The sequence below is a fragment of the Pseudomonas sp. HS6 genome (genome assembly GCF_023375815.1).
In the GTDB taxonomy this organism is placed as follows: Bacteria; Pseudomonadota; Gammaproteobacteria; order Pseudomonadales; family Pseudomonadaceae; genus Aquipseudomonas.
This window is the reverse complement of sequence record NZ_CP067412.1, coordinates 1437607-1460614: the sequence shown is the minus strand read 5'-3', so window position 1 is coordinate 1460614 and position 23008 is coordinate 1437607. Positions and strand designations below refer to the sequence as shown.

15 protein-coding genes are annotated in these 23008 nt (G+C 62.1%); 2 read left to right on the top strand and 13 right to left on the bottom strand.

Annotation, left to right across the window (positions count from 1 at the left end; genetic code table 11):
* Window positions 1-33: 33 nt before the first annotated feature.
* Window positions 34-3375 carry a maltose alpha-D-glucosyltransferase gene (gene treS, locus JJN09_RS06575; RefSeq protein WP_249486360.1) on the top strand — a complete coding sequence of 1114 codons (3342 nt, stop codon included), beginning with the start codon at window positions 34-36 and terminating at the stop codon, window positions 3373-3375.
* Between the two features lie 2 nt (window positions 3376-3377).
* Window positions 3378-5609 carry a 1,4-alpha-glucan branching protein GlgB gene (gene glgB / locus JJN09_RS06570; protein ID WP_249486359.1) on the top strand — a complete coding sequence of 744 codons (2232 nt, stop codon included), beginning with the start codon at window positions 3378-3380 and terminating at the stop codon, window positions 5607-5609.
* Between the two features lie 86 nt (window positions 5610-5695).
* Here glgB and JJN09_RS06565 read toward each other — a convergent pair whose 3' ends face one another.
* From JJN09_RS06565 to glgA, 13 genes are all read right to left on the bottom strand, one after another.
* Window positions 5696-6766, bottom strand: coding sequence for an autotransporter outer membrane beta-barrel domain-containing protein (locus tag JJN09_RS06565; protein ID WP_249486358.1), 1071 nt, complete (start codon window positions 6764-6766; stop codon window positions 5696-5698).
* A 431-nt stretch (window positions 6767-7197) separates the two neighbouring features.
* On the bottom strand, window positions 7198-7995 hold the full coding sequence (locus JJN09_RS06560) for an endonuclease/exonuclease/phosphatase family protein (protein WP_249486357.1): 798 nt from the start codon (window positions 7993-7995) through the stop codon (window positions 7198-7200).
* An 87-nt stretch (window positions 7996-8082) separates the two neighbouring features.
* Window positions 8083-8844: a PIG-L deacetylase family protein gene (locus JJN09_RS06555; protein ID WP_249486356.1), complete on the bottom strand. Its 762-nt coding sequence runs from the start codon at window positions 8842-8844 to the stop codon at window positions 8083-8085.
* A gap of 174 nt (window positions 8845-9018) precedes the next feature.
* Window positions 9019-9678 carry a glycosyltransferase family 2 protein gene (locus JJN09_RS06550; protein ID WP_249486355.1) on the bottom strand — a complete coding sequence of 220 codons (660 nt, stop codon included), beginning with the start codon at window positions 9676-9678 and terminating at the stop codon, window positions 9019-9021.
* On the bottom strand, window positions 9675-10274 hold the full coding sequence (locus tag JJN09_RS06545) for a class I SAM-dependent methyltransferase (RefSeq protein ID WP_249486354.1): 600 nt from the start codon (window positions 10272-10274) through the stop codon (window positions 9675-9677). The genes JJN09_RS06550 and JJN09_RS06545 overlap by 4 nt, the downstream gene beginning before the upstream one ends.
* A gap of 10 nt (window positions 10275-10284) precedes the next feature.
* Complete coding sequence (locus JJN09_RS06540) at window positions 10285-11043, bottom strand: PIG-L deacetylase family protein (protein ID WP_249486353.1); 759 nt, start codon at window positions 11041-11043, stop codon at window positions 10285-10287.
* A complete protein-coding gene (locus tag JJN09_RS06535; RefSeq protein ID WP_249486352.1) occupies window positions 11040-12038 on the bottom strand; it encodes an acyl-CoA dehydrogenase in 999 nt (332 codons plus the stop codon). The genes JJN09_RS06540 and JJN09_RS06535 overlap by 4 nt, the downstream gene beginning before the upstream one ends.
* Before the next feature lies 1 nt (window position 12039).
* The gene (gene glgX / locus JJN09_RS06530) at window positions 12040-14199 is read right to left on the bottom strand and encodes a glycogen debranching protein GlgX (protein WP_249486351.1); all 2160 of its coding nucleotides are present in this window, start codon (window positions 14197-14199) and stop codon (window positions 12040-12042) included.
* A 103-nt stretch (window positions 14200-14302) separates the two neighbouring features.
* Entirely contained in the window at window positions 14303-14620 is a 318-nt protein-coding gene (locus JJN09_RS06525) for a DUF2934 domain-containing protein (protein ID WP_249486350.1), read from the bottom strand.
* A 29-nt stretch (window positions 14621-14649) separates the two neighbouring features.
* Window positions 14650-17424 carry a malto-oligosyltrehalose synthase gene (locus JJN09_RS06520; RefSeq protein WP_249486349.1) on the bottom strand — a complete coding sequence of 925 codons (2775 nt, stop codon included), beginning with the start codon at window positions 17422-17424 and terminating at the stop codon, window positions 14650-14652.
* Window positions 17421-19499, bottom strand: coding sequence for a 4-alpha-glucanotransferase (malQ, locus tag JJN09_RS06515; protein ID WP_249486348.1), 2079 nt, complete (start codon window positions 19497-19499; stop codon window positions 17421-17423). Before malQ ends, JJN09_RS06520 begins: the two co-directional genes overlap by 4 nt.
* On the bottom strand, window positions 19496-21298 hold the full coding sequence (gene treZ, locus JJN09_RS06510) for a malto-oligosyltrehalose trehalohydrolase (protein ID WP_249486347.1): 1803 nt from the start codon (window positions 21296-21298) through the stop codon (window positions 19496-19498). Before treZ ends, malQ begins: the two co-directional genes overlap by 4 nt.
* Before the next feature lie 18 nt (window positions 21299-21316).
* On the bottom strand, window positions 21317-22903 hold the full coding sequence (gene glgA, locus JJN09_RS06505) for a glycogen synthase GlgA (RefSeq protein WP_249486346.1): 1587 nt from the start codon (window positions 22901-22903) through the stop codon (window positions 21317-21319).
* Window positions 22904-23008: the final 105 nt, after the last annotated feature.

Below are 23008 nucleotides of genomic sequence, written 5' to 3'. Positions count from 1 at the left end.
CCGACGCATTCATGCATTGAACAGGAGTTTCACATGGCGAAGAAACCCAAGTCAGCCACCTTCATCAAGGACCCGCTCTGGTACAAAGACGCGGTTATTTACCAAGTTCACGTCAAATCCTTTTTCGACTCCAACAATGACGGGATCGGCGATTTTCCCGGGCTGATCGCCAAACTCGATTACATCGCCGATCTTGGCGTCAACACTATCTGGCTGCTGCCGTTCTACCCGTCGCCACGGCGCGATGACGGTTACGACATCGCCGAATACCGCGGCGTGCACAGCGATTACGGGACGATGGCTGACGCCAAGCGTTTCATCGCCGAGGCGCACAAACGTGGCCTGCGGGTGATCACCGAGCTGGTCATCAACCACACTTCGGACCAACACCCGTGGTTTCAGCGGGCGCGCAAGGCCAAGCCCGGTTCTGCGGCGCGCGACTTCTATGTGTGGTCGGATGACGACCAGAAATACGACGGCACCCGGATCATTTTTCTCGACACCGAAAAGTCCAACTGGACCTGGGACCCGGTGGCCGGCCAATACTTCTGGCATCGATTCTATTCGCACCAGCCGGACCTGAATTTCGACAACCCGCAGGTCATGAAAGCCGTGCTGTCGGTGATGCGCTACTGGCTGGACATGGGCATCGACGGCCTGCGTCTGGACGCGATTCCGTACCTGATCGAACGCGACGGCACCAACAACGAAAACCTCCCTGAAACCCACGACGTCCTCAAGCAGATCCGCGCCGAAATCGACGCCAATTATCCGGACCGCATGCTGCTGGCCGAAGCCAACCAATGGCCGGAAGACACCCAGTTGTACTTCGGTGACACCGACGCCGAGGGCGTCAACGGCGACGAATGCCACATGGCGTTTCACTTTCCGCTGATGCCGCGCATGTACATGGCGCTGGCCCAGGAGGATCGCTTCCCGATCACCGACATCCTCCGTCAGACCCCGGAGATCCCGGCCAATTGCCAATGGGCGATCTTCCTGCGTAACCACGATGAGCTGACGCTGGAGATGGTCACCGACAAGGAACGCGACTACCTCTGGAATTACTACGCCGCCGACCGCCGGGCGCGGATCAACCTCGGCATCCGCCGACGTCTCGCGCCGTTGATGGAGCGCGACCGCCGCCGCGTCGAACTGCTCAACAGTCTGCTGCTGTCGATGCCCGGCACGCCGACCCTGTATTACGGCGATGAGATCGGCATGGGCGACAACATCTATCTTGGCGACCGCGATGGCGTGCGCACGCCGATGCAATGGTCGATTGACCGCAACGGCGGGTTCTCCCGGGCCGATCCGGCCAGTCTGGTGCTGCCGCCGATCATGGACCCGCAATACGGCTATCAGTCGGTCAACGTCGAAACCCAGGCCGGCGATCCGCATTCGCTGTTGAACTGGACCCGACGCATGCTCACGGTGCGCAAGCAGTCCAAGGCGTTCGGACGTGGCACGCTGAAAATGCTCTCGCCGAGCAACCGGCGGATTCTGGCGTACACCCGCGAATTCACCGACGCCGACGGCAGGCACGAAATTATTCTCTGCGTGGCCAACGTGTCGCGCAGTGCTCAGGCGGCAGAGTTGGACCTGTCGGCTTACGTCGGCATGGTGCCGGTGGAGATGCTCGGCGGTAACGCGTTCCCGCCCATCGGTCAGTTGAATTTCCTCCTGACCCTGGCGCCGTACGGCTTCTATTGGTTTGTTCTGGCGGCGGAAAACCAGATGCCGAGCTGGCACGTCGAGCCGGCGCAGAGCCTGCCGGACTTCACCACGCTGGTGCTGAAAAAGCGCATGGAGGAATTGCTCGAGGCGCCATCCCGCGCCACGCTCGAGCAGGGCATCCTGCCGAACTGGTTGCAGAACCGCCGCTGGTTCGCCGGCAAGGATGCGGCTATCGAGCAAGTCCGGCTGGCCTACGGCGTGCGCTTCGGCGACGCGCAGCATCCGGTGTTGCTCAGCGAAATCGAAGTCAGCAGTGGTGGGCAGACCAGCCGTTATCAACTGCCGTTCGGCTTCATTGCGGAAGATCAGGTCGGGCCGGCCTTGCCACAGCAACTGGCTCTGGCGCGCGTGCGTCGGGTTCGTCAGGTCGGACTGATTACCGATGCCTTCAGCCTTGAAGCGTTTATTCGCGCTGTGCTGCAAAGCATGCAGAGCGGCACGGTGCTGGAATCCAGTGACGGCGAGATCCGTTTCGAATCCACGCCACAACTGGACAAGCTCGGCCTCGGCGCGGAGTCCGAAGTGCGTTATCTGTCCGCTGAGCAATCCAACAGTTCGGTGGTGATCGGCAACAGTCTGGTGCTCAAGCTGATCCGCAAAGTCGCTTCCGGCGTACACCCGGAACTGGAGATGAGCGCTTACCTGACGCAAGCCGGTTTTGCCAATATCTCCCCGCTGCTCGGCTCGGTGATTCGCCGCGACGGGAAGGGCGAAGACAACCTGCTGATGATCGCCCAAGGCTACTTGAGCAATCAGGGCGACGCCTGGGAATGGACGCAGAACAACCTTGAGCGGGCGTTGCGCGATGAGCTGGCGGACGCCGTGTCCGAACAATCGCAACACTACAACGCCCTCGGCGAACTGAAAGATTTCGCCGGCATGCTCGGCCAGCGTCTGGGGGAGATGCATCAGGTGCTGGCAGCGCCGAGCGACAACGGGGACTTTGCGCCTCAGGTCAGTTCGGCCAAGGATGCACTGGCGACCGGCAAGGATGTCGGTGCTCAGGTCGAGCATGCGTTGAAACTGCTCAAACAGCATCAGGGCGAACTCGATGCGGCGGATCAGAAGCTTGTGGGGCGTCTGCTCGATCACAAAAAAACCATCCTCGCCCATGTGCAGGATCTGGCGAAGAAATCCGCCGGCGGCTTGCGCATTCGCGTCCATGGCGATCTGCATCTGGGTCAAGTGCTGGTGATCAAGGGCGATGCGTATCTGATCGACTTCGAAGGCGAACCGGCGCGGCCACTCGCCGAACGGCGAGGCAGGCACAGCCCGTACAAGGATGTCAGCGGGGTGCTGCGTTCGTTCGATTACGCCGCTGCGATGACCATCAACGTGCACAACGTCGACAACAGTCCCGAGGCCGAATCGGCGCGTCGCCGGGTCGCCGAACGCTACTTGCGTGAGGCCCGCGAAGCATTTGTCGAGGCATATCGCCAGGCGGCAGCTAGTCTTGATCATGCCTGGCAAGATCCTGAAGGTGCCGACGCCGCACTGGCGTTGTTCGGCCTGGAGAAAGCGGCCTACGAGGTGGCCTATGAAGCCGAAAATCGCCCCACCTGGCTGCCCGTGCCGTTGCACGGTTTGTATGGGTTATTGACGGGGCTTGAACCCTTTTCCGATCTTGGTGGAGAGTAGTCATGAGTTTCTCGAACAAGGAACAGGGTCACGTTAAAGAGCGCTTGCTGCCCAGGGTGAAGGACATCGATGCCCTGGTGCGCGCAGAGCATCAGGACCCGTTTTCCATTCTCGGGCCCCACGGCGATGGTGCCGGCGGGCAATTCATCCGGGCGTATCTGCCGGGTGCATTGAGTGTCACCGTGCTGGACAAGGACACCGGCGATGAACTTGGTCCGTTGGAGGCGACCGAGACGCCGGGACTGTTCGTCGGGCATTTCGAGCATTCGCGGCCGTATCAGTTGCGCACCCGCTGGGCCGGTGGCGAGCAGGTCGCGGAAGATCCCTACAGCTTCGGGCCGTTGCTCGGTGAGATGGATCTGTATCTGTTTGCCGAGGGCAATCATCGCGATCTCAGCAGTTGCCTCGGCGCACAGCTGAAAACCGTCGATGGCGTCGACGGCGTGCGGTTTGCCGTGTGGGCACCGAATGCCCGTCGGGTGTCGGTGGTCGGCGACTTCAACGTCTGGGACGGGCGACGGCATCCGATGCGTCTGCGGCATCCATCCGGGGTCTGGGAGTTGTTCATTCCGCGCCTGCAGGCCGGCGATCTATACAAATACGAAATTCTCGGCGCCCACGGCATCCTGCCGCTCAAGGCCGACCCGATGGCGCTGGCTACCAGCCTGCCACCGGACACCGCGTCCAAAGTCGCCGCGCCGCTGCAGATCGACTGGCAGGATCAGCACTGGATGAGCGGGCGCAGCGAGCGCCAGCAACACAATGCGCCGCTGTCGATCTATGAGCTGCACGCCGGTTCCTGGCAGTGTGAACTCGACGATCTCGGTGAAGTCGCCCGCCAGTACACCTGGCCGGAGCTGGCCGAGCGGCTGATTCCCTACGTCAAGGAACTGGGCTTCACCCACATCGAGCTGATGCCGATCATGGAGCACCCGTTCGGTGGCTCCTGGGGTTATCAGTTGCTGTCGCAATTCGCGCCGAGTGCGCGTTATGGCACACCGGATGAGTTCGCGGCGTTCATCAATGCCTGCCATCAGGCTGAAATCGGTGTGATTCTTGACTGGGTGCCGGCGCATTTTCCGACCGATACCCACGGTCTGGCGCAGTTCGACGGCACCGCGCTGTACGAATACGGTAACCCGCTGGAAGGCTTCCATCAGGATTGGGACACACTGATCTACAACCTCGGGCGCACCGAAGTGCATGGCTACATGCTGGCGTCGGCGTTGCACTGGCTGAAGCATTTCCATGTCGATGGACTGCGGGTCGATGCGGTGGCGTCGATGCTCTATCGCGACTATTCACGCAAGGCCGGCGAGTGGGTGCCCAATCGTCATGGCGGTCGCGAGAACCTGGAAGCCATCGACTTCCTGCGCCACCTCAACGACGTAGTGGCGCTGGAAGCACCGGGGGCGCTGGTGATCGCCGAGGAATCCACAGCGTGGCCGGGCGTCAGCCAAAGTACCCAGCAGGGCGGCCTCGGCTTTGCCTACAAATGGAACATGGGCTGGATGCACGATTCGCTGCATTACATTCAACAGGATCCGGTGTACCGCGCCCATCATCACAACGAGCTGAGTTTCGGTCTGGTCTACGCCTGGTCCGAACGTTTCATCCTGCCGATTTCCCACGACGAAGTGGTGCACGGCAAGCACTCGCTGATCGACAAAATGCCCGGCGACCGCTGGCAGAAATTCGCCAACTTGCGCGCTTATCTGAGCTTCATGTGGACCCATCCGGGCAAGAAGCTGCTGTTCATGGGCTGCGAGTTTGGCCAGTGGCGCGAGTGGAATCACGATCAGCAACTGGACTGGTATCTGCTCCAGTACTCCGAGCACAAAGGTGTGCAGAAACTGGTTGGTGATCTGAATCGCTTGTACCGCGAAGAGCCAGCGCTGCACGAACAGGACGATGCGCCGCAAGGCTTTCAGTGGCTGATCGGTGACGATGCGATCAACAGCGTCTACGCCTGGCTGCGCTGGAGCAAGGACGGCTCGCCGGTGCTGGTGGTGGCCAATTTCACGCCAGTGCCGCGTCAGTCGTATCGAGTGGGTGTGCCGTTTGCCGGGCGCTGGACCGAGCTGCTCAACAGTGATGCCGACACCTATGCCGGCTCCAATTATGGCAATGGTGGCGGGGCGTTCACCGAAGACGTGCCCAGCCATGGTCAGGCGTTGTCACTGGAACTGAATCTGCCGCCGCTGGCGGTGTTGATTCTCAAGCCCGAGGGCTGACGCGTCACTGATCGACCTCACGCGAGATCGTTTCCACGCAGAGCGTGGGAACGATCACTGTATTACCCGACGCGAATGACGCGCCCTCACCAGCGCATCCGGATGCCCAGGCTGCCGATCAACCCGTTCAGATCATTGTCGTCCACGTCACTGCTGTAGTCGGCACTGACGTACAGGCTCACCGACGGCGTGACCTTCGCCACCAGACCCAGACCCAATTCCACCGTCGATGACTTGCGACTGCTGCTGATCTTGTCCACCTGATCGAGCGTCACCGTGTTGCCGGTGTACACCGTGTGCCACAGGTTGGTGCGCACGTAAGGTTCTACCGGCAGGCCGCTCAGATCGTAACTGCCTTTCAGTCGGGCACCGACCCGGCCGCTCCAGGACGAAATGTCACTCGATGAAGCGTTGCCCGAACCCGCGTAAGGCGTGTCGAGGGTGATCCGCTGATTGATCAACTGCGCCTGAGGCTCGACAACCCAGTTTTCGCCCAGGCCAATCGGGAAACCGCCCTCCACGGAGAATGTCATCGCACTGCCTTCGGTGGCCAGGCGCGCACCCTGTTCATTGCGGCTGAAACCACTGACCCGGCCACCGCTGGCCGACAGGTCGACGTGCCAGCCTTCGGACCCGGTCAGGCTGTAGTAGGCGCCGAGGCTCTGGCCTTGCAGATTGAGGGTGTCGGTGGTCGGATCGGCGAGCGCGCGATTGACGATCAGACCATTGCCGTTGCCCTGGATCTGACTCATGCCGCCGATCAGGCCGATGCGCTGGGTCTGCCCGCTGCTGCCTTGCAGCGTCAACACCGGCGGCCCTTTGAGTTCCCCGCTGCCGGGCGTCGCGAACCCGGGGTTGAGGATATCGGTTTGTGCCTGGCGAGAGGCTTGTCCGTAGAGTTGATCCCAGGCCGAAGGGGTAAGGTCTTCGGTGATAAGGTAGTTGCCACGCAGGTCGGGGCGCGGGCTCAACCGTTGCGGGTCGGGGGTGATGACGGTCGCGGGCAGGGTCAGGATCGGCACGTCCTGGCGATACCAAGGCGTGGTCTCATCCGCCACAGGACCCGCCTGCGCCTCCATGGATGAGCACAGCAAGATAGAACTTGAAACGGTGCAGAAGGTGATTTTGATCTCGTGTGGGGTGAGTGAGGTTTTCATGAAGATCTACCTTGCTAGCGCATGTGGTATCTCGCCTTGGCGTCTCTCCTACCCCGAATGAGGGGCGACCGAATGGAGCGAGGCGAACCCGCAGCCACCCGTTTTCACGAGTGTCCGAAGGCCCGCCCCGAGTAGTGTTTCCGGGGGTAGTAAGGTAGAGCTAAGAAGACCGATGTCCCTGCGTCAAGAAATTGGACGATGAGCGGTATGGCTAAATCAGAGGTCGCAAGCGTTTGTTTTTCTGCACATATCTAAGTTGTTGTTTGCAGGAGGAAACACGCCTGGAACCGCGAGACAGAGCGTTTGCTTAGCCTGCTATCGGCTTGCCAATGGATGCGAACACTCGGATTTTTCGCCAGGCCACGCAGGTCATGGCTGTCAATATTGCTAATGTTATCGGTGCTGGCGTAGACACTGACGGTACGGTCGAACTACAGATGCACCTCGACCGCCAGCGGCAAGTGATCGGACAAATGCGTCCAGGGCTTGTTGCCGAGTATCTGCGGGTCGTGGCTGCTGGCATTGCGCAGATAAACCCGGTCCAGCCGCAACAGCGGAAAGCGCGCCGGGTAGGTCTTGGCCGGCCGGCCGTGATGGCGCTCGAACGCTTCGTGCAGGTAGTCGCGGCGGGAGAGGGTGAGGTTGCCCTGCATTTGCCAGTCATTGAAGTCGCCAGCAATGATGACCGGCGCATCCTCCGGCAGGGATTCAAGCAACTGGCAAAGCAGTTGCAGCTGCAATTGACGATGGCTTTCGAGCAGGCTCAAGTGCACACAGATCGCATGAACTTCTGCGTGCCCCGGCACATCCAGTATGCAGTGCAGCAGACCGCGGCGTTCCGGGCCGGTGATCGAGACATCGAGGTTGCGGTACTCGCGGATCGGGTACTTCGACAACAGCGCGTTTCCGTGGTGGCCGTCGGGGTAAACGGCGTTACGTCCGTAGGCGAAATCGCTCCACATGCTGTCCGCGAGGAATTCATATTGCGAGGTTTGCGGCCACTCGTTGTAGCGGTTCGAATGCCGTTCGTGTTCGCCCACCACTTCCTGAAGAAACACCAGATCGGCGCTGGTGCTGCGCACTGCCTCACGCAGCTCCGGAAGAATGAAACGGCGGTTGAGTGCGGTAAACCCCTTGTGCGTATTGACCGTCAACACCCGCAGGCGATGGATGGTCGACGGCTTCAAGGGCTGTGCGTCGATGTCGTGACGCTTGGGGTCGCTGGACACGGTCGCTCCTCTGAATCATGACTGCCTTTTCATGCGACTGATCCGGGCGCGGGCAGTTCACATTGAGTGACTGTCCGCGCCCGCTCTTCAGTCAACGAAGACAATTTCATAAGGCAGGCGCATGCGCTCCAGAATGGCCTTGGGCAACAGCGGTGCAATACCGATGGCCGGTTCTCCGTTCAGTTGGCTGGCGTAAGCGTGGGTGGCGTGGCTCTTGCGCGCGACGGTCCAGGTATCGAGGCGCAGCTTGCGCGCACGGTGCCACGGGATCTGCGTCTGATCGCGCTCAGGCCAGTGCCAGGCCCAGACCGGCACATCGTGATAGGTGGCGCCAGCCTGGCGGGCGGCTTTGGCGCTGGCCCGGCCAACCACTTCATGATCCGCCGAGCCGTCTTCGCACCACGTGCTGAACACCACGTCGCCGGGGCGTAGATAGCGTGAGATGAACTCGATCAGTTGGGCTTCCTGGTCGAGCAGAGCATTGTCGGTGAAGCCACCGCGCACCCATTTCAGGCTGTGCATCGGTAGCCCCAGGCGGCGCAAGGCTTCGACGCTTTCCTGAGGGCGGAACACGCTCAGGCGTTTTTCCGACCATTGGCGCGAGCCGGGATGGCTGGCGCTGCCGTCGGTGACGGAAAGCAATTGCAGGGGATGCCCAAGGGCGGACAGCAGTTGCAGCAGGCCGCCGCAGGTCACCACTTCATCGCCGGGGTGCGGAGCGATAACCACGGCACGAGCACCGGGCGGCACGAGACTATGGGTGTTGATGACCGGAATATTGTCGAGTTGCGCGGCGCTGTTCCAGATTTGCGCCGGCAGGCCGCTTTCGTTGAGAGATAACGGTTTCATGGGGCAAGACGTCCTTGTTGTGTCTGGCCTTCAGTCACGCACGACGGCGCGTGTTTGACCCGTGAAGGCTGGTTGATAACCCTGCAGCGCTCCGAACCCTGGATTGCCGCGATGCAGAGTATTGCTCAAGACGCACGGTTCGTCGCGTTACAGATCCATCTGATCCGTTTTTTTTTATTCAGTCTGTGCCAGCTGTCGCAGATAGTCGCCAAAGCCACCGCGTGCCCGACTGTCCAGGCGGGCACTGGTGACGACCTGCGGGCGGTGGCTCCAGGCGATGCTGGCCCCGCAACGCTCCAGTTGCCGGACCAGTTGCACGTCCTCATCACAGGGCAACGGTTCGAACCCGCCGGCGCGGATGTAGGCTTGCGCGCTGACACCCAGATTGGCGCCGTGTATGTGCCGGTGACCTTCGCAGGCCTGGTAATCACGGTGATAGCGAATCTGCGCGGCTTCATCGAACGACTCATGCCAACGCTCGACCGTCACCGTGCCACACACGGCATCCATGCCCAGCCCCAGTTGTGCCACCAACCAGTCCTCGGCGACACGGCTGTCGGCGTCCGAGCAGGAAATCCAGCGCGCACCGCGTTCAAGCAGTTGTTGTGCGCCAATGGCGCGCGCCTGCCCGACATTGCGCGCTTCGATGCTTAGCGCGAGCACCGGGTACTGGCTGACGATGTGCGCCGAACGATCGGTGCAACTGTCGAGCACCACCAGGATTTCCACCGGTTCACCCGCCAGCAAAGGATGGTCACCCGCGCGCAGGGCGGCGCACAGGCAGTCATCGAGCCAGTCTTCTTCGTTGTGCGCGGGAATCAGGATGCCGATCATCGCAATCCCTCCAGCGCGGCCACTGAGCGAGGTTCTCGGCTCCATATTTCAAGTATGAAATCGGCCTCCTGATGCAGCACCAGGCGCGGTAGGTGCAGCTGTTCGTGAATCAGGTCGTGAACCTGCCGGGCATTGAGCGGGCAGCCTTCAATGGGTGGTCGCCAGTGACAGGCCAGTAATTGCCCATCCGCCGTCAGCGAATCGCTGATGTGACGGATGACCTCTGTCAGATCCTGCCGATCCAGGTAGTAGCCGATTTCGCTGAATATGATCAGGTCGAATTTTTCCTCGGGCCAGTCGTCAGGCAGACGACCGTGATGCACCTCGGCGTGGTCGAACAGGCTCAGCCGGGTACGCGCCAGATTGACTGCGGCGGCACTGGTGTCGCAGCACAACAGCCGATCGCAGCGTTCGGCCAGCGCCGCACCCAGTTCACCGTTGGCGCACCCTGGTTCAAAGATTGCCCGGTAGTGCGGGCGGGGCAGGGCCGCCAGGGTCATGAGGCGTTTACGTTGCTCGTACCAGCGCTGGCGGAATCCCCAGGGGTCGTTATTGCCCGCGAACAGGCCTTCGAAGTAGCGATCCTCGACACTCACAGGAATACACTCATAGAAATACCAGCTCGAATGGTTGCAACAGTCGATCGATGACATAGTGCGCGAGCACCGGTGGCAGGCCCGCTGCCGGATCGCCCTCCAGCTGGCTGGCGAACGCGTGCACCGCGTGACGCTTGCGCGCGACTTGCGCCGGGCTGAGCAGGATTTTGCGCGCCCGTTCCCAGGGTACGATGGCGTCTTCGGGGGTTGCCCAGTGCCAGGCCCAGACCGGCAGCTCGTGGCAAATCGCACCCACGTGTTTCGCCGCTTCGACGCTGGCGCGGCCGACGGCTTCGTGGTCGCTGTGGCCGTCCTCGCGCCAGGTGGTGAAGATCACGTCATCGGCTTGCAGGTAACGGGTCAGGTATTCGCAAAGCATCGACTCGCGCGCCGCGACCTGGGTGTCGGGGAAGCCGCCGCGCAGCCACTGCAACTGGTGCATGGGCAGGCCGAGACGACGCAAGGCTTCGGCGGATTCCTGCGGGCGCGCCACGCTCAGGCGCTCCACCGGCCAGCGATCCGAGCCCGGATGACTGGCGCTGCCATCGGTGACCGAAATCAATTGCAAGGTGCGTCCCGCCGCCCCGAGTCGTTGCAGCAGCCCGCCACAACCGAGCACTTCATCGTCCGGATGCGGCGCGATCACCACCGCCCGCGATCCCGGCGGTACCAGATCAAGAATGTCGATGCTGTCCACCGCCGCCAGATGACGTGAGCCCTGCCATTCATGCAGTGAGGTGCCCTCGCCGACGATCGGATTGCGCTTCATAGGGCCCAACCCTCGCGTGGTTGTTGCGCAATCAATTGGCCAAGTGCCGCCAGATCACGTTCGGCATGGCTCTGACGCAGGTAAACCGGTAAGTCGGCCGCCAGGCGGGCGAAGTGCGGATCCTTGCAGAATGGCCCGGCCCCAAGTGCTCGACCGCTTTCGCGGATCACCTGTTCGGCGGCATCCTCGACCACGGCGCGTACGCGGCGGGCCAGCAGCTCGGCGTTGGCGTGGGGATTGCTGTCGATGTCCAGAGCGCTGACGCGCAGCACTTGAGCGGCCGCGTGCAAGGCGCTGTCGACGGCACCGAGGCTGGCCAGCGCGTGAGGGTCCTCACGCCGCGCACATTGCTGGCGCAAGCGTTCGCCGATCTCCCTCGCGGCGCCGTACCAGCATGCGGCGATGCCGATTCCGCCGTGCCAGAAACCCGGACGTTGCAGGTAGTCGCCGGGGTCGCCGATCGCTTGGGCCTCTACCTCCTCGAACAGCACCTCGACGCTGCCGGTGGCCGCCATGCCGACCGCGTGCCAGCCTTGATCGGTCACGCGTACGCCCGGTTGATCGAGGGCCACGGCCACCAGTTGCTGACGATCATCCTCATCCCACGCCGTAAGCAGGGCGTGACTGAGCACCGCCGCCCCGGAGCACCAGGCCTTGCGCCCGTTCAACCGCACGAGCTGCCCCGAGCGGCTGACCCTGACCCGCGCCTGCGGGGGTTCGGCGGCCCACATGCCCCACGTGCTGGCGGGCGTCGGCGAGCCACCGAGCTGCTCGATGATCGCTAAGGCATCGATATGGCCTTCATAGAGTTTGCACAACCCCAGATCATGACCGCCGACCTCGGACAGCCTTTGCCAGCGCTCCAGCGTGCGACCGCTGCCCGGCAATGGCAGACGGTCGAGACCGGCTTCGACCATTTCCCGCAGATACCGGCCGAGGGATTCGGTGTCGCCGTAGTCCGGTGTGCGCCGCGAGAAATAGCCGGGCAGATCCATGTCAGTCTTCCTCTTCGCGCTGCAACTCGAACAACAGCAACGAGCGCCCGGTGACCGAATATTCGTGCCCGAAATCAAAGCGCTCCTGACCCCGGATCGATGGCTGATTGGTGTCGACCATGCACGTCCAGAAACTGCCTTCAGGCACTTCCGGCAGCGTGAAGTTGACGATGTCGTGATGGGCGTTGACCACCAGCAGCAACGTCGCGTCGGCGCCCTTGCGGCGGATGCCGGTTTCCTGGGCGCGGCCATCGAGCAACATGCCCAGGCAGCGGTTATGAGCATCGTGCCAGTGCTCGGTGGTCATCTCCGTGGCGTCCGGCGCCAGCCAGGTCACGTCCTTGACCCCGATGTCTTCGTTGTATTCGCCGACCAGAAAACGTCCGCGACGCAGGATCGGGTAAGTCAGGCGCAGCTTGATCAGGCGTTTGACGAATTTCAGCAGCGCCTTGCCGTCCTCGCTCAGGTCCCAGTTGACCCAACCGATTTCGCTGTCCTGGCAATAGGCGTTGTTGTTGCCGTCCTGAGTGCGGGCGAATTCGTCGCCGGCCACCAGCATCGGCGTGCCTTGGGCCAGCAGCAATGTAGCGAAGAAGTTGCGCATCTGCCGATGGCGCAGCGCGTTGATTTCGGGGTCGTCGGTGGGGCCTTCGACGCCGTGGTTCCAGGACAGGTTGTTGTTGCTGCCGTCCTGATTGTTTTCGTCGTTGGCCTCGTTGTGTTTGTCGTTGTAGGACACCAGATCGTTGAGGGTGAAACCGTCGTGGGCGGTGATGAAGTTCACCGATGAATAAGGCCGTCGACCACGCTGATTGAACATTTCCCCGGAGGCGGTCATGCGGCTGGCGAAGTCGGCGACTTGGCCGTCGTCACCTTTCCAGAAGGCGCGCACGGTGTCGCGGAACTTGTCGTTCCATTCGACCCACCCCGGCGGGAAGTTGCCGACCTGATAGCCACCGGGGCCACAGTCCCACGGCTCGGCAATCATTTTCACCTGACGCAGTACCGGGTCCTGGCGGCAGGCCACGAGAAAGCTGTGGCGTTCGTCGAAACCGTCGTGGTAGCGGCCAAGAATGGTCGCCAGGTCGAAACGGAAGCCGTCGACGTGCATTTCACTGGCCCAGTAACGCAGCGAGTCGGTGACCATTTGCAAGACGCACGGGTGGCTCAGGTCGAGGGTGTTACCGGTGCCGGAATCGTTGATGTAGAAGCGCTTGTCGTCCGGCATCAGCCGATAGTACGAAGCGTTGTCGATCCCGCGCATCGAAAGGGTCGGGCCTTGCTCGTTGCCCTCGGCGGTGTGGTTGTAGACCACGTCTAGAATCACCTCGAGATTGGCTTCGTGCAGGTGCGCGACCATTTCCTTGAACTCGGCGATCTTGCCGCTGGCCAGATAACGCGGGTCCGGGGCGAAGAAGGCGATGCTGTTGTAGCCCCAGTAATTGGTCATGCCTTTGTGCAGCAGGTGTTGATCGTTGACGAAGGCGTGGATCGGCAGCAGTTCGACGGTGGATACGCCGAGTTTGCGGATGTGTTCCAGCACATCATCGACCATCAGCCCGGCAAACGTACCGCGCACGTTATCCGGCACGCCGGGGTGGCGCATGCTGATGCCGCGCACGTGGGTTTCATAAATGATGGTCTTGTCCCACGGCACGCTGACGCGGTGGTCGTTGCCCCAGGTGTGCGCCGGGTCGATGACCTTGCATTTGGGGACGAAGGGCGCACTGTCGCGCTCGTCGAAGCTGAGGTCGGCATCCGGGTGGCCGATGGTGTAGCCGAACAGTGCTTCGGACCATTTCAACTGGCCAACCAGTTGCTTGGCGTAGGGGTCGATCAGCAATTTATTGTGGTTGAAGCGGTGGCCGTTGGCCGGATCGTAAGGGCCGTAGACCCGGTAGCCATAGATCAGACCGGGGTGCGCATCGGGCAGGTAGCCGTGGAAAATCTCGTCGGTATATTCCGGCAGTTCGATGCGTTCGAGCTCGACTTCGCCGGCATCGTCGAAAATGCACAGTTCGACGCGGGTGGCGTTGGCGGAAAACAGCGCAAAGTTCACCCCCAGACCATCCCAGGTCGCGCCGAGCGGGAAGGGCAGGCCTTCACGAATTCGCGAAGGCTCGGCGTGTGCGGCGGGCTCGGCTTTCTTTGGACGGGTCATGATTGCTCCTGCAAATCGGGGTGGGCATTTTTAAAGGACGAGTGAACCCTCGGTGGCGAGCGAACCCGCCACGCGGTCATTCAGTTCAACGGTTCGAGAAGCGTCAGGCCGCCGGGGGCTTGCGGGGTGCGCGGGGCTTTTTCTCGGCAGGTTTTTCGCCAGGTGGAATCACTTTCGCAGCGCTCGCCGGTTTGGCTTTGGCCGTCGTGGCTTTGGGCTTGGCAGCAGCCTTGGGGTCAGAGGCCTTGGTGGCCGGTGCTTTGCCAGCGCCAGACTTCGGTGATTTATTCGGTGCCAAAGCTTCGGCCTCGGCCAGTTTGCGCGCCATCTCCCAGTGGCGTGCCTCTTCACCTTCGGGTTTACCTTCCGATTCCCAGATCTGATAGGCGAATTCGCGAATGCGTTTATCGTCGGTACTCATCGCAATGCTCCTGAACTGAACTCATGCTTCTAGAAGTGTTGGATAAACAGATTGACCGGGAAATCCCCCAGCGCGGCGCTGACCTCCAGCTCCCTGTTTTTTGTGACTGCGGTGCTCGAAAAAAGTCCCTTCAGATGTTCGTCCGAGGCGGCGAACGGTAATTCGACCCGCGTATCGCCCCAGCGCAGCGCATCGACCTGAGGGACGGCACCGTTTTCCAGCAGTGTTGCGCAACGGATCGGCACGATGACGATTGCCCGTTGCCCCCCGTGCTCACGGGCAAACGCGAGCACGTTGTGCGCCTGGCTGCCCAGCACCTCGAGGGCCTGGTACGAGCCTCGGCGAAACAACTCGGTGTGTTCGGCGCGCAGGTTCAGCACCTGGGCGATCAACGCTTGTTTGATTCGCCCGTCGCGCCAGTTCGACAGCAGCTCCGATGCCGGCGCGGGTTTCACGGATTGCTCACGCAAGTCGTAGTCCACCGGTCGACGGTTGTCCGGATCCACCAGACTGAAATCCCAGAACTCATTGCCCTGATACAGATCCGGCACCCCCGGCACCGTCATGTGCAGCAAGGTTTGCGCCAGACTGTTGAGGGCGCCGGCAGCGGCGATGCTGTTGACGCTCTTGGCGAGCGCCCCGCGCAACAGTTCACCTTCGGGAGCCAACAACAATTGCTCGGTGAATGATTGTGTGGCGTTTTCGTAGGCCTCATTCGGCGCACTCCAGCTGCTTTGCAGCTTGGCTTCGCGCAGGGCTTTTTGCTGCCACTGCCAGATGCGCTTGGCGTAGTCGGCGAATCCATCCTGATCGTCGTTGTGCAGTTCCAGCGGCCAACTGCCGAGCAACGCCTGATAAAGGATCAACTCGTCGGCGGGCGACGGCATCTGATCGTCATTGCGCAGCGGCCGGGCGAGGGCACGCCACAATTCGATCTGTTCGGCGTACCAGTGGCTGCGTTCGCTGAGCACGGCCAAGCGGGCGCGGGTGTCTTCGCCGCGCTTGTGGTCGTGGGTGGCAGTGGCCAGCAAGTTGTCGGGGAATGTCGTCAGACGTTGCAGGTTTGCCGCGTGAAAATCGCTGACCGGGGCGCTGAACTGTTCGGTGTTGTAGCCCACGTCATTGCGCGACAGCAGCACCGCCGAGCGGTACAGCGCGGTGTCTTCCACGGCTTTGGCGGCAGCGGGCGAGGTGAGTTGCTGAAAGCGTACGCAGGCATGGCGCAGGATCTTGCGCGAGCGCCCACGAGGTTTGCGACGCCACGGCTCGCCACCGAGCCAGGCTGCCACGGAATCGAGCACCGGCCATTCGCCTTCGCTCAACGTCTGGCGTGCACCCTCCATGGCGTGCTGGAAAAACACCTCGTCCTGCTCTGAACGGCCCATTGCGCTGATGTAGGTGCGATAAACAGGGAAGTGCACGATCAACGCCTGCAACACCCGGCGGATGGAGCCGAGTGTGAGGTCGCGGGTCATCAAATCGTCCCGGGCCACTTGCAACAGCGCCTGGGCAACGCTTTCGCAATCGCTGGCCAGGGAACCGTTGAGAATCTGCTGACGCGCCAGTCGCGCCTCTTCGATAAACGCGGCAGGGCGCTCGGTACGGCGTTGCCACAAGTCCCCGAGCACGTGTTCACCGGCCGGGTCGTGTTGCAGCAGCGACAGTTGATTCATGAACTCGTAACCGGTGCTGCCATCGACTGCCCAGTCGGTGCGCAGGGTTTCGCCGTCGCCGAGAATTTTCTCGACGTAGATTGGCAAGTGCCGCCCCGGCGCTAAAAAGTCGAGACGTCGACGTAGCTTGCGGCAATAACCCCGTGGATCAGCGAGACCGTCGATGTGGTCGATGCGCAGACCGTCGATCAGGCCTTCACCGATCAATTGGAAAATCTTGCCGTGGGTCGCTTCGAACACGGCGGGACGTTCGACGCGCAAGCCACCGAGTTCATTGATGTCGAAGAAGCGTCGCCAGTTGATGTCATCGGCGGCGGTACGCCAACTGGCCAAGCGATAGCTTTGCCGCTCAAGCAGTTGATGCAGCCGCTGGAAACCTTCATCGGCCTTTGAGTCGTAGTGCGTCAAGTTGCGCTGGATGGTTTGCAGGATGTGCGGGTCGCTGGCCAGTTGCCGCAGTTCTTCCTTGAGCGGGATCGCCAGCGAGCGGGCGTCGGTCTGGTAGCTGAGGCTGCTGAAGCGATCGGCCAGTGACTTGAGCGCCTCGTTCGCCGGTTCGTCTGTTTTCAGCAGTTCGCCGTAATCGCCAGGGCAGATCGGGAAGTGATGTTCGTAATGCTCGACGTGGAAGGTGCCGCTTTCGGCGTTGAACACCAGCGGCAGGGTCGCGTCCTGTAGCGCAATGCCGTAATCGCTGCCGAGGAAGGGCAGCAACAATTGGCCTTCCATCAAAGGGTCGGGCGAGTGCCATTGAATGTCGAAGAACTCGCCATAGGGACTGAGCCGGCCCCATTCCAGCAAGTCCAGCCACCACGGGTTGTCACCGCCGCCGACCGCCATATGGTTGGAAACGATATCGAGGATCAGTCCCATACCGTGCTCACGCAGAGCCGCGACCAGCCGGCGCAGCGCCGGTTCGCCGCCGAGTTCAGGGTTGACCCGCGTCGGGTCGACCACATCGTAGCCGTGCATGGACCCGGCGCGGGCGGCGAGCAACGGCGAGGCATAAACATGGCTGATGCCGAGCCGGGCAAAATACGCCACCAGCGGCACCGCCTGATCGAGGGTGAAACCTTTATGAAATTGCAGGCGCACCGTGGCCCGAAGTGTCTGGTCTGGCAATGCACTCATCGGTCACGCTCGGCGGCCTGAAGGCGGGCACAGGCAAGCAATTCCAGACGCCGTGCGGCGTCGACGCCATCGAGCAGGGTTTCGCTGGTGCCGGGCAGGCGCCGCGACCAGTTCGGGTGGGTGTCGATAGTGCCGGGCAGATTGGCTTGTTCGTCCAGCCCCAGTGCGTCTTCCAGCGGCAAAAGCACCAGCGGCGCGCGGGTGTGGCCGAGGAAACGGACACTGGCGTCGACCACCTGATCGGCCTCGTGGGACTCTTCGCGAAAGTTCTGCGGGTCCTGGCTCAAGGCACCGCGCAGACCTTCGCGTTCGCGTTCGCGGTAACGGCGCCAGTCGATTTCGCCGTTGGCGTCGATCAGCCCGAGTCGTGCATTCCAGTCGATGTCCCGGCCATGCCACCAGCCGTTGAGCGTCGGCAAATCGTGGGTACTGGTGGTGGCCAGCGCGTTGTCCGGCCAGTCGAGGATCGGTTTGAAATGGGTGTTGTCCTGTTCGAACAACAGCACGCGCATGCCGAGCATGGCGCGGGCGATCAGTTTTTCCCGTAGACCGTCGGGCACGGTGCCGAGGTCTTCGCCCAGCACAATCGCCTGATGGCGGTGGGATTCAAGGGTCAACAGACGCAGCAGGTCATCGACCGGGTAATACAGGTAGGCGCCGTCCGCCGGCACCGCGCCGTTGGGAATTACCCACAGCCGTTGCAGGCCCATGACATGGTCGATGCGCAGGCCGCCAGCGTGGGCGAAGTTGGCGCGCAGCATGTCGATAAACGCACGAAAGCCGTTGCGCACCAGACCTTCAGGGGAGAACGCGGAGATGCCCCAGCCCTGGCCGGACCGATTGAGGATGTCCGGTGGCGCGCCGACGGTCAGCGACGCCAGCAATTCGTCCTGAAAACTCCAGGCCTGACTGCCGGCGCCATCGGCACCTACCGCCAGATCCGCGATCAGACCGATGCCCATGCCGGCGCTGCGGGCGGCACTTTGTGCGCGCTCCAGACACCGGTGGATCAGCCATTGGCAAAACGCGAAGTAGCCGATGCGTTCGGCGTACTCCTCGGCAAATGCACCGAGGGCGGCGCCACGCGGGTCGTGCCAGTGCTCCGGCCATTCGCGCCAGTCGAGGTTTTCGCCTCGGGCGGCGCGCATTTCCTGGATGGCTTCGAAGCGGCAGTGGTTTTCCAGCGCTTCGCCACCCGCATCGCGATAGCTGGAGAAATCCGCCTGCAACGGGTGCTCGCCCCGGCTGAAGCCTTCGTACAGTGCTTGCAGGAGTTTTTGCTTGGCGTCAGCGGCGCTTGGCCAGTCGATCAGTTTCAGGTTTTCCAGTTGCTCGAATTGATCTGCCAGCCCGGCGGCGTCAATGGCATCACGCAGGGCGCGCTCGCCGAGAATGGTTCCCGGCGCGGCATACAGCGAATTGAGAAACAGGCGGCTGGAAGGCGAATACGGGCTGTAGCGCCCGGTATCGGCGCTGAACATCGCATGCAGCGGGCTGATCGCCAAGGCGTCGGCACCGCGTTCGCCGGCGCTGCGGGCCAGTTCTTCCAAGGCCTGGGTGTCGCCGAACCCACCGTCTCCGGGGCGACGCAGGCTGTAAAGCTGCACGCTCAGGCCCCAGGCGCGGGGGATCGGACTGTCCACGGCATCGCCCACGCTGTAGCAGCGCTCGGGCGCCACGGCCAGGATGAAATGTTGATCGGCGATGTGCACTTGCTGATACCCGACCGGGATCTCGCCAGGCAACACCGCATCGGCGTCGAGCTTGAGCGACAGCCGCGTGCCGTCCTCAAGATGAATCTCACAGGGGCTTTCGGCTTCAAAATAACGCGCCAGATCCAGACCCACCCCGACATCGGCGGTCAGCAGTGGCGGCAGTTGGCGGTCCTGTTGCACTTGTTGTAGTTCCAGCAGGCTGGCGTCGATCTCCTGGGCTGAACCGGCCGGGTGGCCGAGCCCGGTGAGGACATTGCGCAGCACGGCCGGCGCGACCTTTTGCGGGCGGCCATTGGCGTCGATCCAGTCGACCGCGAGGCCGGCTCGGCTGGCGAGAATTTCCAGTTGCGCATCGCTCATAGGCGCTCTCCATCCAGGGGTGGCAAAGGGGTTGCGGCCGTGAGGCTGACAAGCGCGCAATACGGGGCCAATTGGCCCTCCTTCGTCAGGTCGGCGTTGGGCGGGTGTTGCAAGCGCCACACCGCATCGGCCTGTGGAGGGTTGACCACGGGCTTGTCGCTGAGGTTCAGGTCGATTCGCAGCTCGCTGCCATCGCCCAGTCGCCAGCGCGCGCTGACGGCGCCACGGTCAAGCAACGTGGCACCGAGGGCCTGGGTGCCGGACAGGTTTGGAATGATGTATTGATGTCGCAATTGCAGCAGTTGGCGGTACAGCGCCAGTGTTGCCTGCTGTTTCGGTGTGCCGCTGCCGATCAGGCGGGGTTGCGAGGCTTGGAAGGTCTGTTCGGCGTTGGGGTCTGGAATCTGCTCGCGCTTGTGCGGATCGGTGAAGGCGCTGAACCCCGCGAACTCGTTGCGCCGGCCTTCGCGCACCTGCTTCGCCAGTTCGTCATGGTGGCTGGTGAAAAACAGGAACGGTTGCTCGGCGGCGTATTCATCGCCCATGAACATCAGCGGAATCATCGGTGACAGCAGCAGCAGTACGGTCGCAGCTTCCACGGCGCGCGGGTCGGCCAATTGGTGTAGCCGCTCGCCGAAGGCGCGGTTGCCGATCTGATCGTGGTTTTGCAGGAACAGGATGAAAGCGGTGGACGGCAAATGCTCGCTGGGCTCGCCACGGGGTTCGCCATGCCGGGTGATGTGGCCTTGAAACACGAAGCCCTGACTCAGGCAGCGCGCCAATTGGCGAGTGGGTTGCAGCGCGTAGTCCGCGTAATAGGCGTCGGTCTCACCGGTCAGCAGCACATGCAGCGCGTTGTGGCCGTCGTCATTCCACTGCGCGTCGTAGTTTTCCTCCAGCAGGCTCGATTGGTTGAGCTCGTTTTCGATGGTCAGCCACACATGACGGGCCGGGTCGATCTGGCTGCGTACGCGTTGCGCCAGTTCAGGCAGAAAGTCGGGACTTTCGATCGCATGCACCGCATCCAGACGCAGTCCGTCGAAACGGTACTCGAGCAGCCACATCAAGGCATTTTCGATGAAAAAGTCCCGCACTTCCTGGCGGCGGAAATCGATGGCCGCGCCCCACGGGGTGTGTTTGTCTTCGCGAAAGAAACCCTTGGCGTAGCGATGCAGGTAATTGCCGTCGGGGCCGAAGTGGTTGTAGACCACGTCCAGAATCACCGCCAGGCCATGACCGTGGGCACTGTCGATCAGGTGTTTGAGCTGTTCCGGTGTGCCATAGGAAGCCTGCGGCGCGAAGTGCAGCACGCCGTCGTAGCCCCAGTTGCGCTCACCGGGGAACTGCGCGATCGGCATCAGCTCGATGGCGGTAATGCCGAGTTCGGCCAGGCGCGCCAGATGCTGCTCGACTTCGGCGAAACCACCGAGCGCACCAACATGCAATTCGTAGATCACCGCTTCATTCCACGGCCGACCGTGCCAGATCGTATTCCGCCAGGCATAGGCGTGCGGATCGACCACCACGCTGTGGCGGTCGAGGTCACCGTCCTGCGCCCTGGAGGCCGGGTCAGGCACCTCCAGTTCGCCATCGATATTGAAACGGTAGCGGCTGCCGGCGGGGCAGCGGGTCTTGATGACAAACCAGCCATCGCCTTGCGGCAGCATCGGCAGGGACTGGCCGTTGTCCAACTCGACGCTGACGTAAAACGCATCCGGGGCCCACAACGCGAATTGCGTGTGGTCGGCATCCAGCATGATCGCGCCGTGGGGCCAGATTTCTTGGGACCGTAACGGCATCGTTGAAAACCTCCCTGGTTACTTGTGGTGCGTTTTACCCAAGGCCTTGGCCACCAGTTGTTCGTAAAGTTCGGCGTAGGGTTCTACCGCTTTGCACCAGTTGAACGGAGCCGCCATCGCCCGGCAGCGCATGGCATGAAGCAGGTCCGGGAAGGCAAATACCTTGAACGCGCGGCTCAGGGCCTCGCGGTAGCTGTCGGCCGTCGATTCGTTGAACAGGAACCCGGTGACGCCGTTTTCAATGGTGTCGGCCAGTCCGCCGGTATTGCGCGCCACCGGCAATGAGCCGAAACGCTGGGCGTACATCTGGCTCAAGCCGCAAGGTTCGTAACGCGAAGGCATCAGCAGGAAATCGCTGCCGGCGAACATCCGCCGGGCGTCGGTTTCATTGAAGCCGATGCGCACGCCGATCTGGCCGGGGAAACGCAGGGCCAGTTCGCGCATGGCCTGTTCTTCTTCCGGCTCGCCGCGACCGATGATGGCGATCTGGCCGCCGTTCTGAACGATGTACTCGGAGACGGCTTCGGTCAGATCCAGGCCTTTTTGATAAACCAGCCGCGACACCACGGCAAACAGCGGGCCTTCGGAGTCTTTCAGACCGAACAGTTCGCGCACGTGGGCAGCGTTGATTGCCTTGCCTTCCCAGTCGCCGATGGCAAACGGCGCAAACAGGTGCGGATCGGTGGCGGCGTCCCAGCTCTCGTCGATACCGTTGGGGATGCCACTGAGCAAGCCTTGCTGGGTCTTCGCGGCGAGAAAGCCATCGAGGCCGCAGCCGAAATCAGGGGTGGTGATTTCCTGCGCGTACGTGGCGCTGACCGTGGTGATGTGGCTCGAATAGGCCATGCCGGCCTTGAGGAACGACATCTTGCCGTAGAACTCCATGCCTTCCTGTTGCAGGGCATGGGCGGGAATCCCGAGTTCCGGGCATGAGCCGAGGCTGGTCACGCCCTGATAGGCGAGGTTATGAATGGTGAACAGGGTCGGCGTGCGTTGCCCGCGCCAGTGCATGTAAGCGGGCGCCAGCCCGGCCGGCCAGTCGTGGGCGTGCACCAGATCCGGGCACCAGTGGATTTGTGCGAGGTTGGCGGCGATATCGGCGGCAGCCAGCCCCAGACGGGCGAAGCGGATGTGGTTGTCCGGCCAGTCACGACCATTGTTGGCGCCGTAAGGGCCGCCGTCGCGAGCGTAGAGTTCAGGGCAGATCAACACATAAATGACCAGACCGTCAGGCATGTCCATGCGCCCGATCTTGCAGGGTGGCAGCGCGGCGTGGCCACCCAGTTCACCGATGATGTGGATCGGATTCTCACTGTTCATCACTTGCGGGTAACCGGGGATCAGCACCCGGACGTCATGCAGATGCGCCATCGCGCGGGGCAGGGCGGCAGAAACGTCACCAAGACCGCCGGTCTTCACGAGATCGGCGATTTCCGAGGTCACGAACAACACTTTCTTCTTGTTGGGGTTCTGACTGGCTACCGGTGTCAGCGTCTTGGTGCCCGGGACGTTGATCGACCGGCTGCCGGGAACGCTCACGGTGCTCGACTCGCCGACCGGCTGATGAGCACGCTCTCCCTGAATATCCAATGCCGCACTGATCATATGAATCTCCCGTTTTGTTGATCTGATTCTTGTCTTGAACAAGCGATGTCCATGGCCAAATCCTGTGGCCGGGCGCAAACGCGCCACGCATCGGTGAGCAAACGC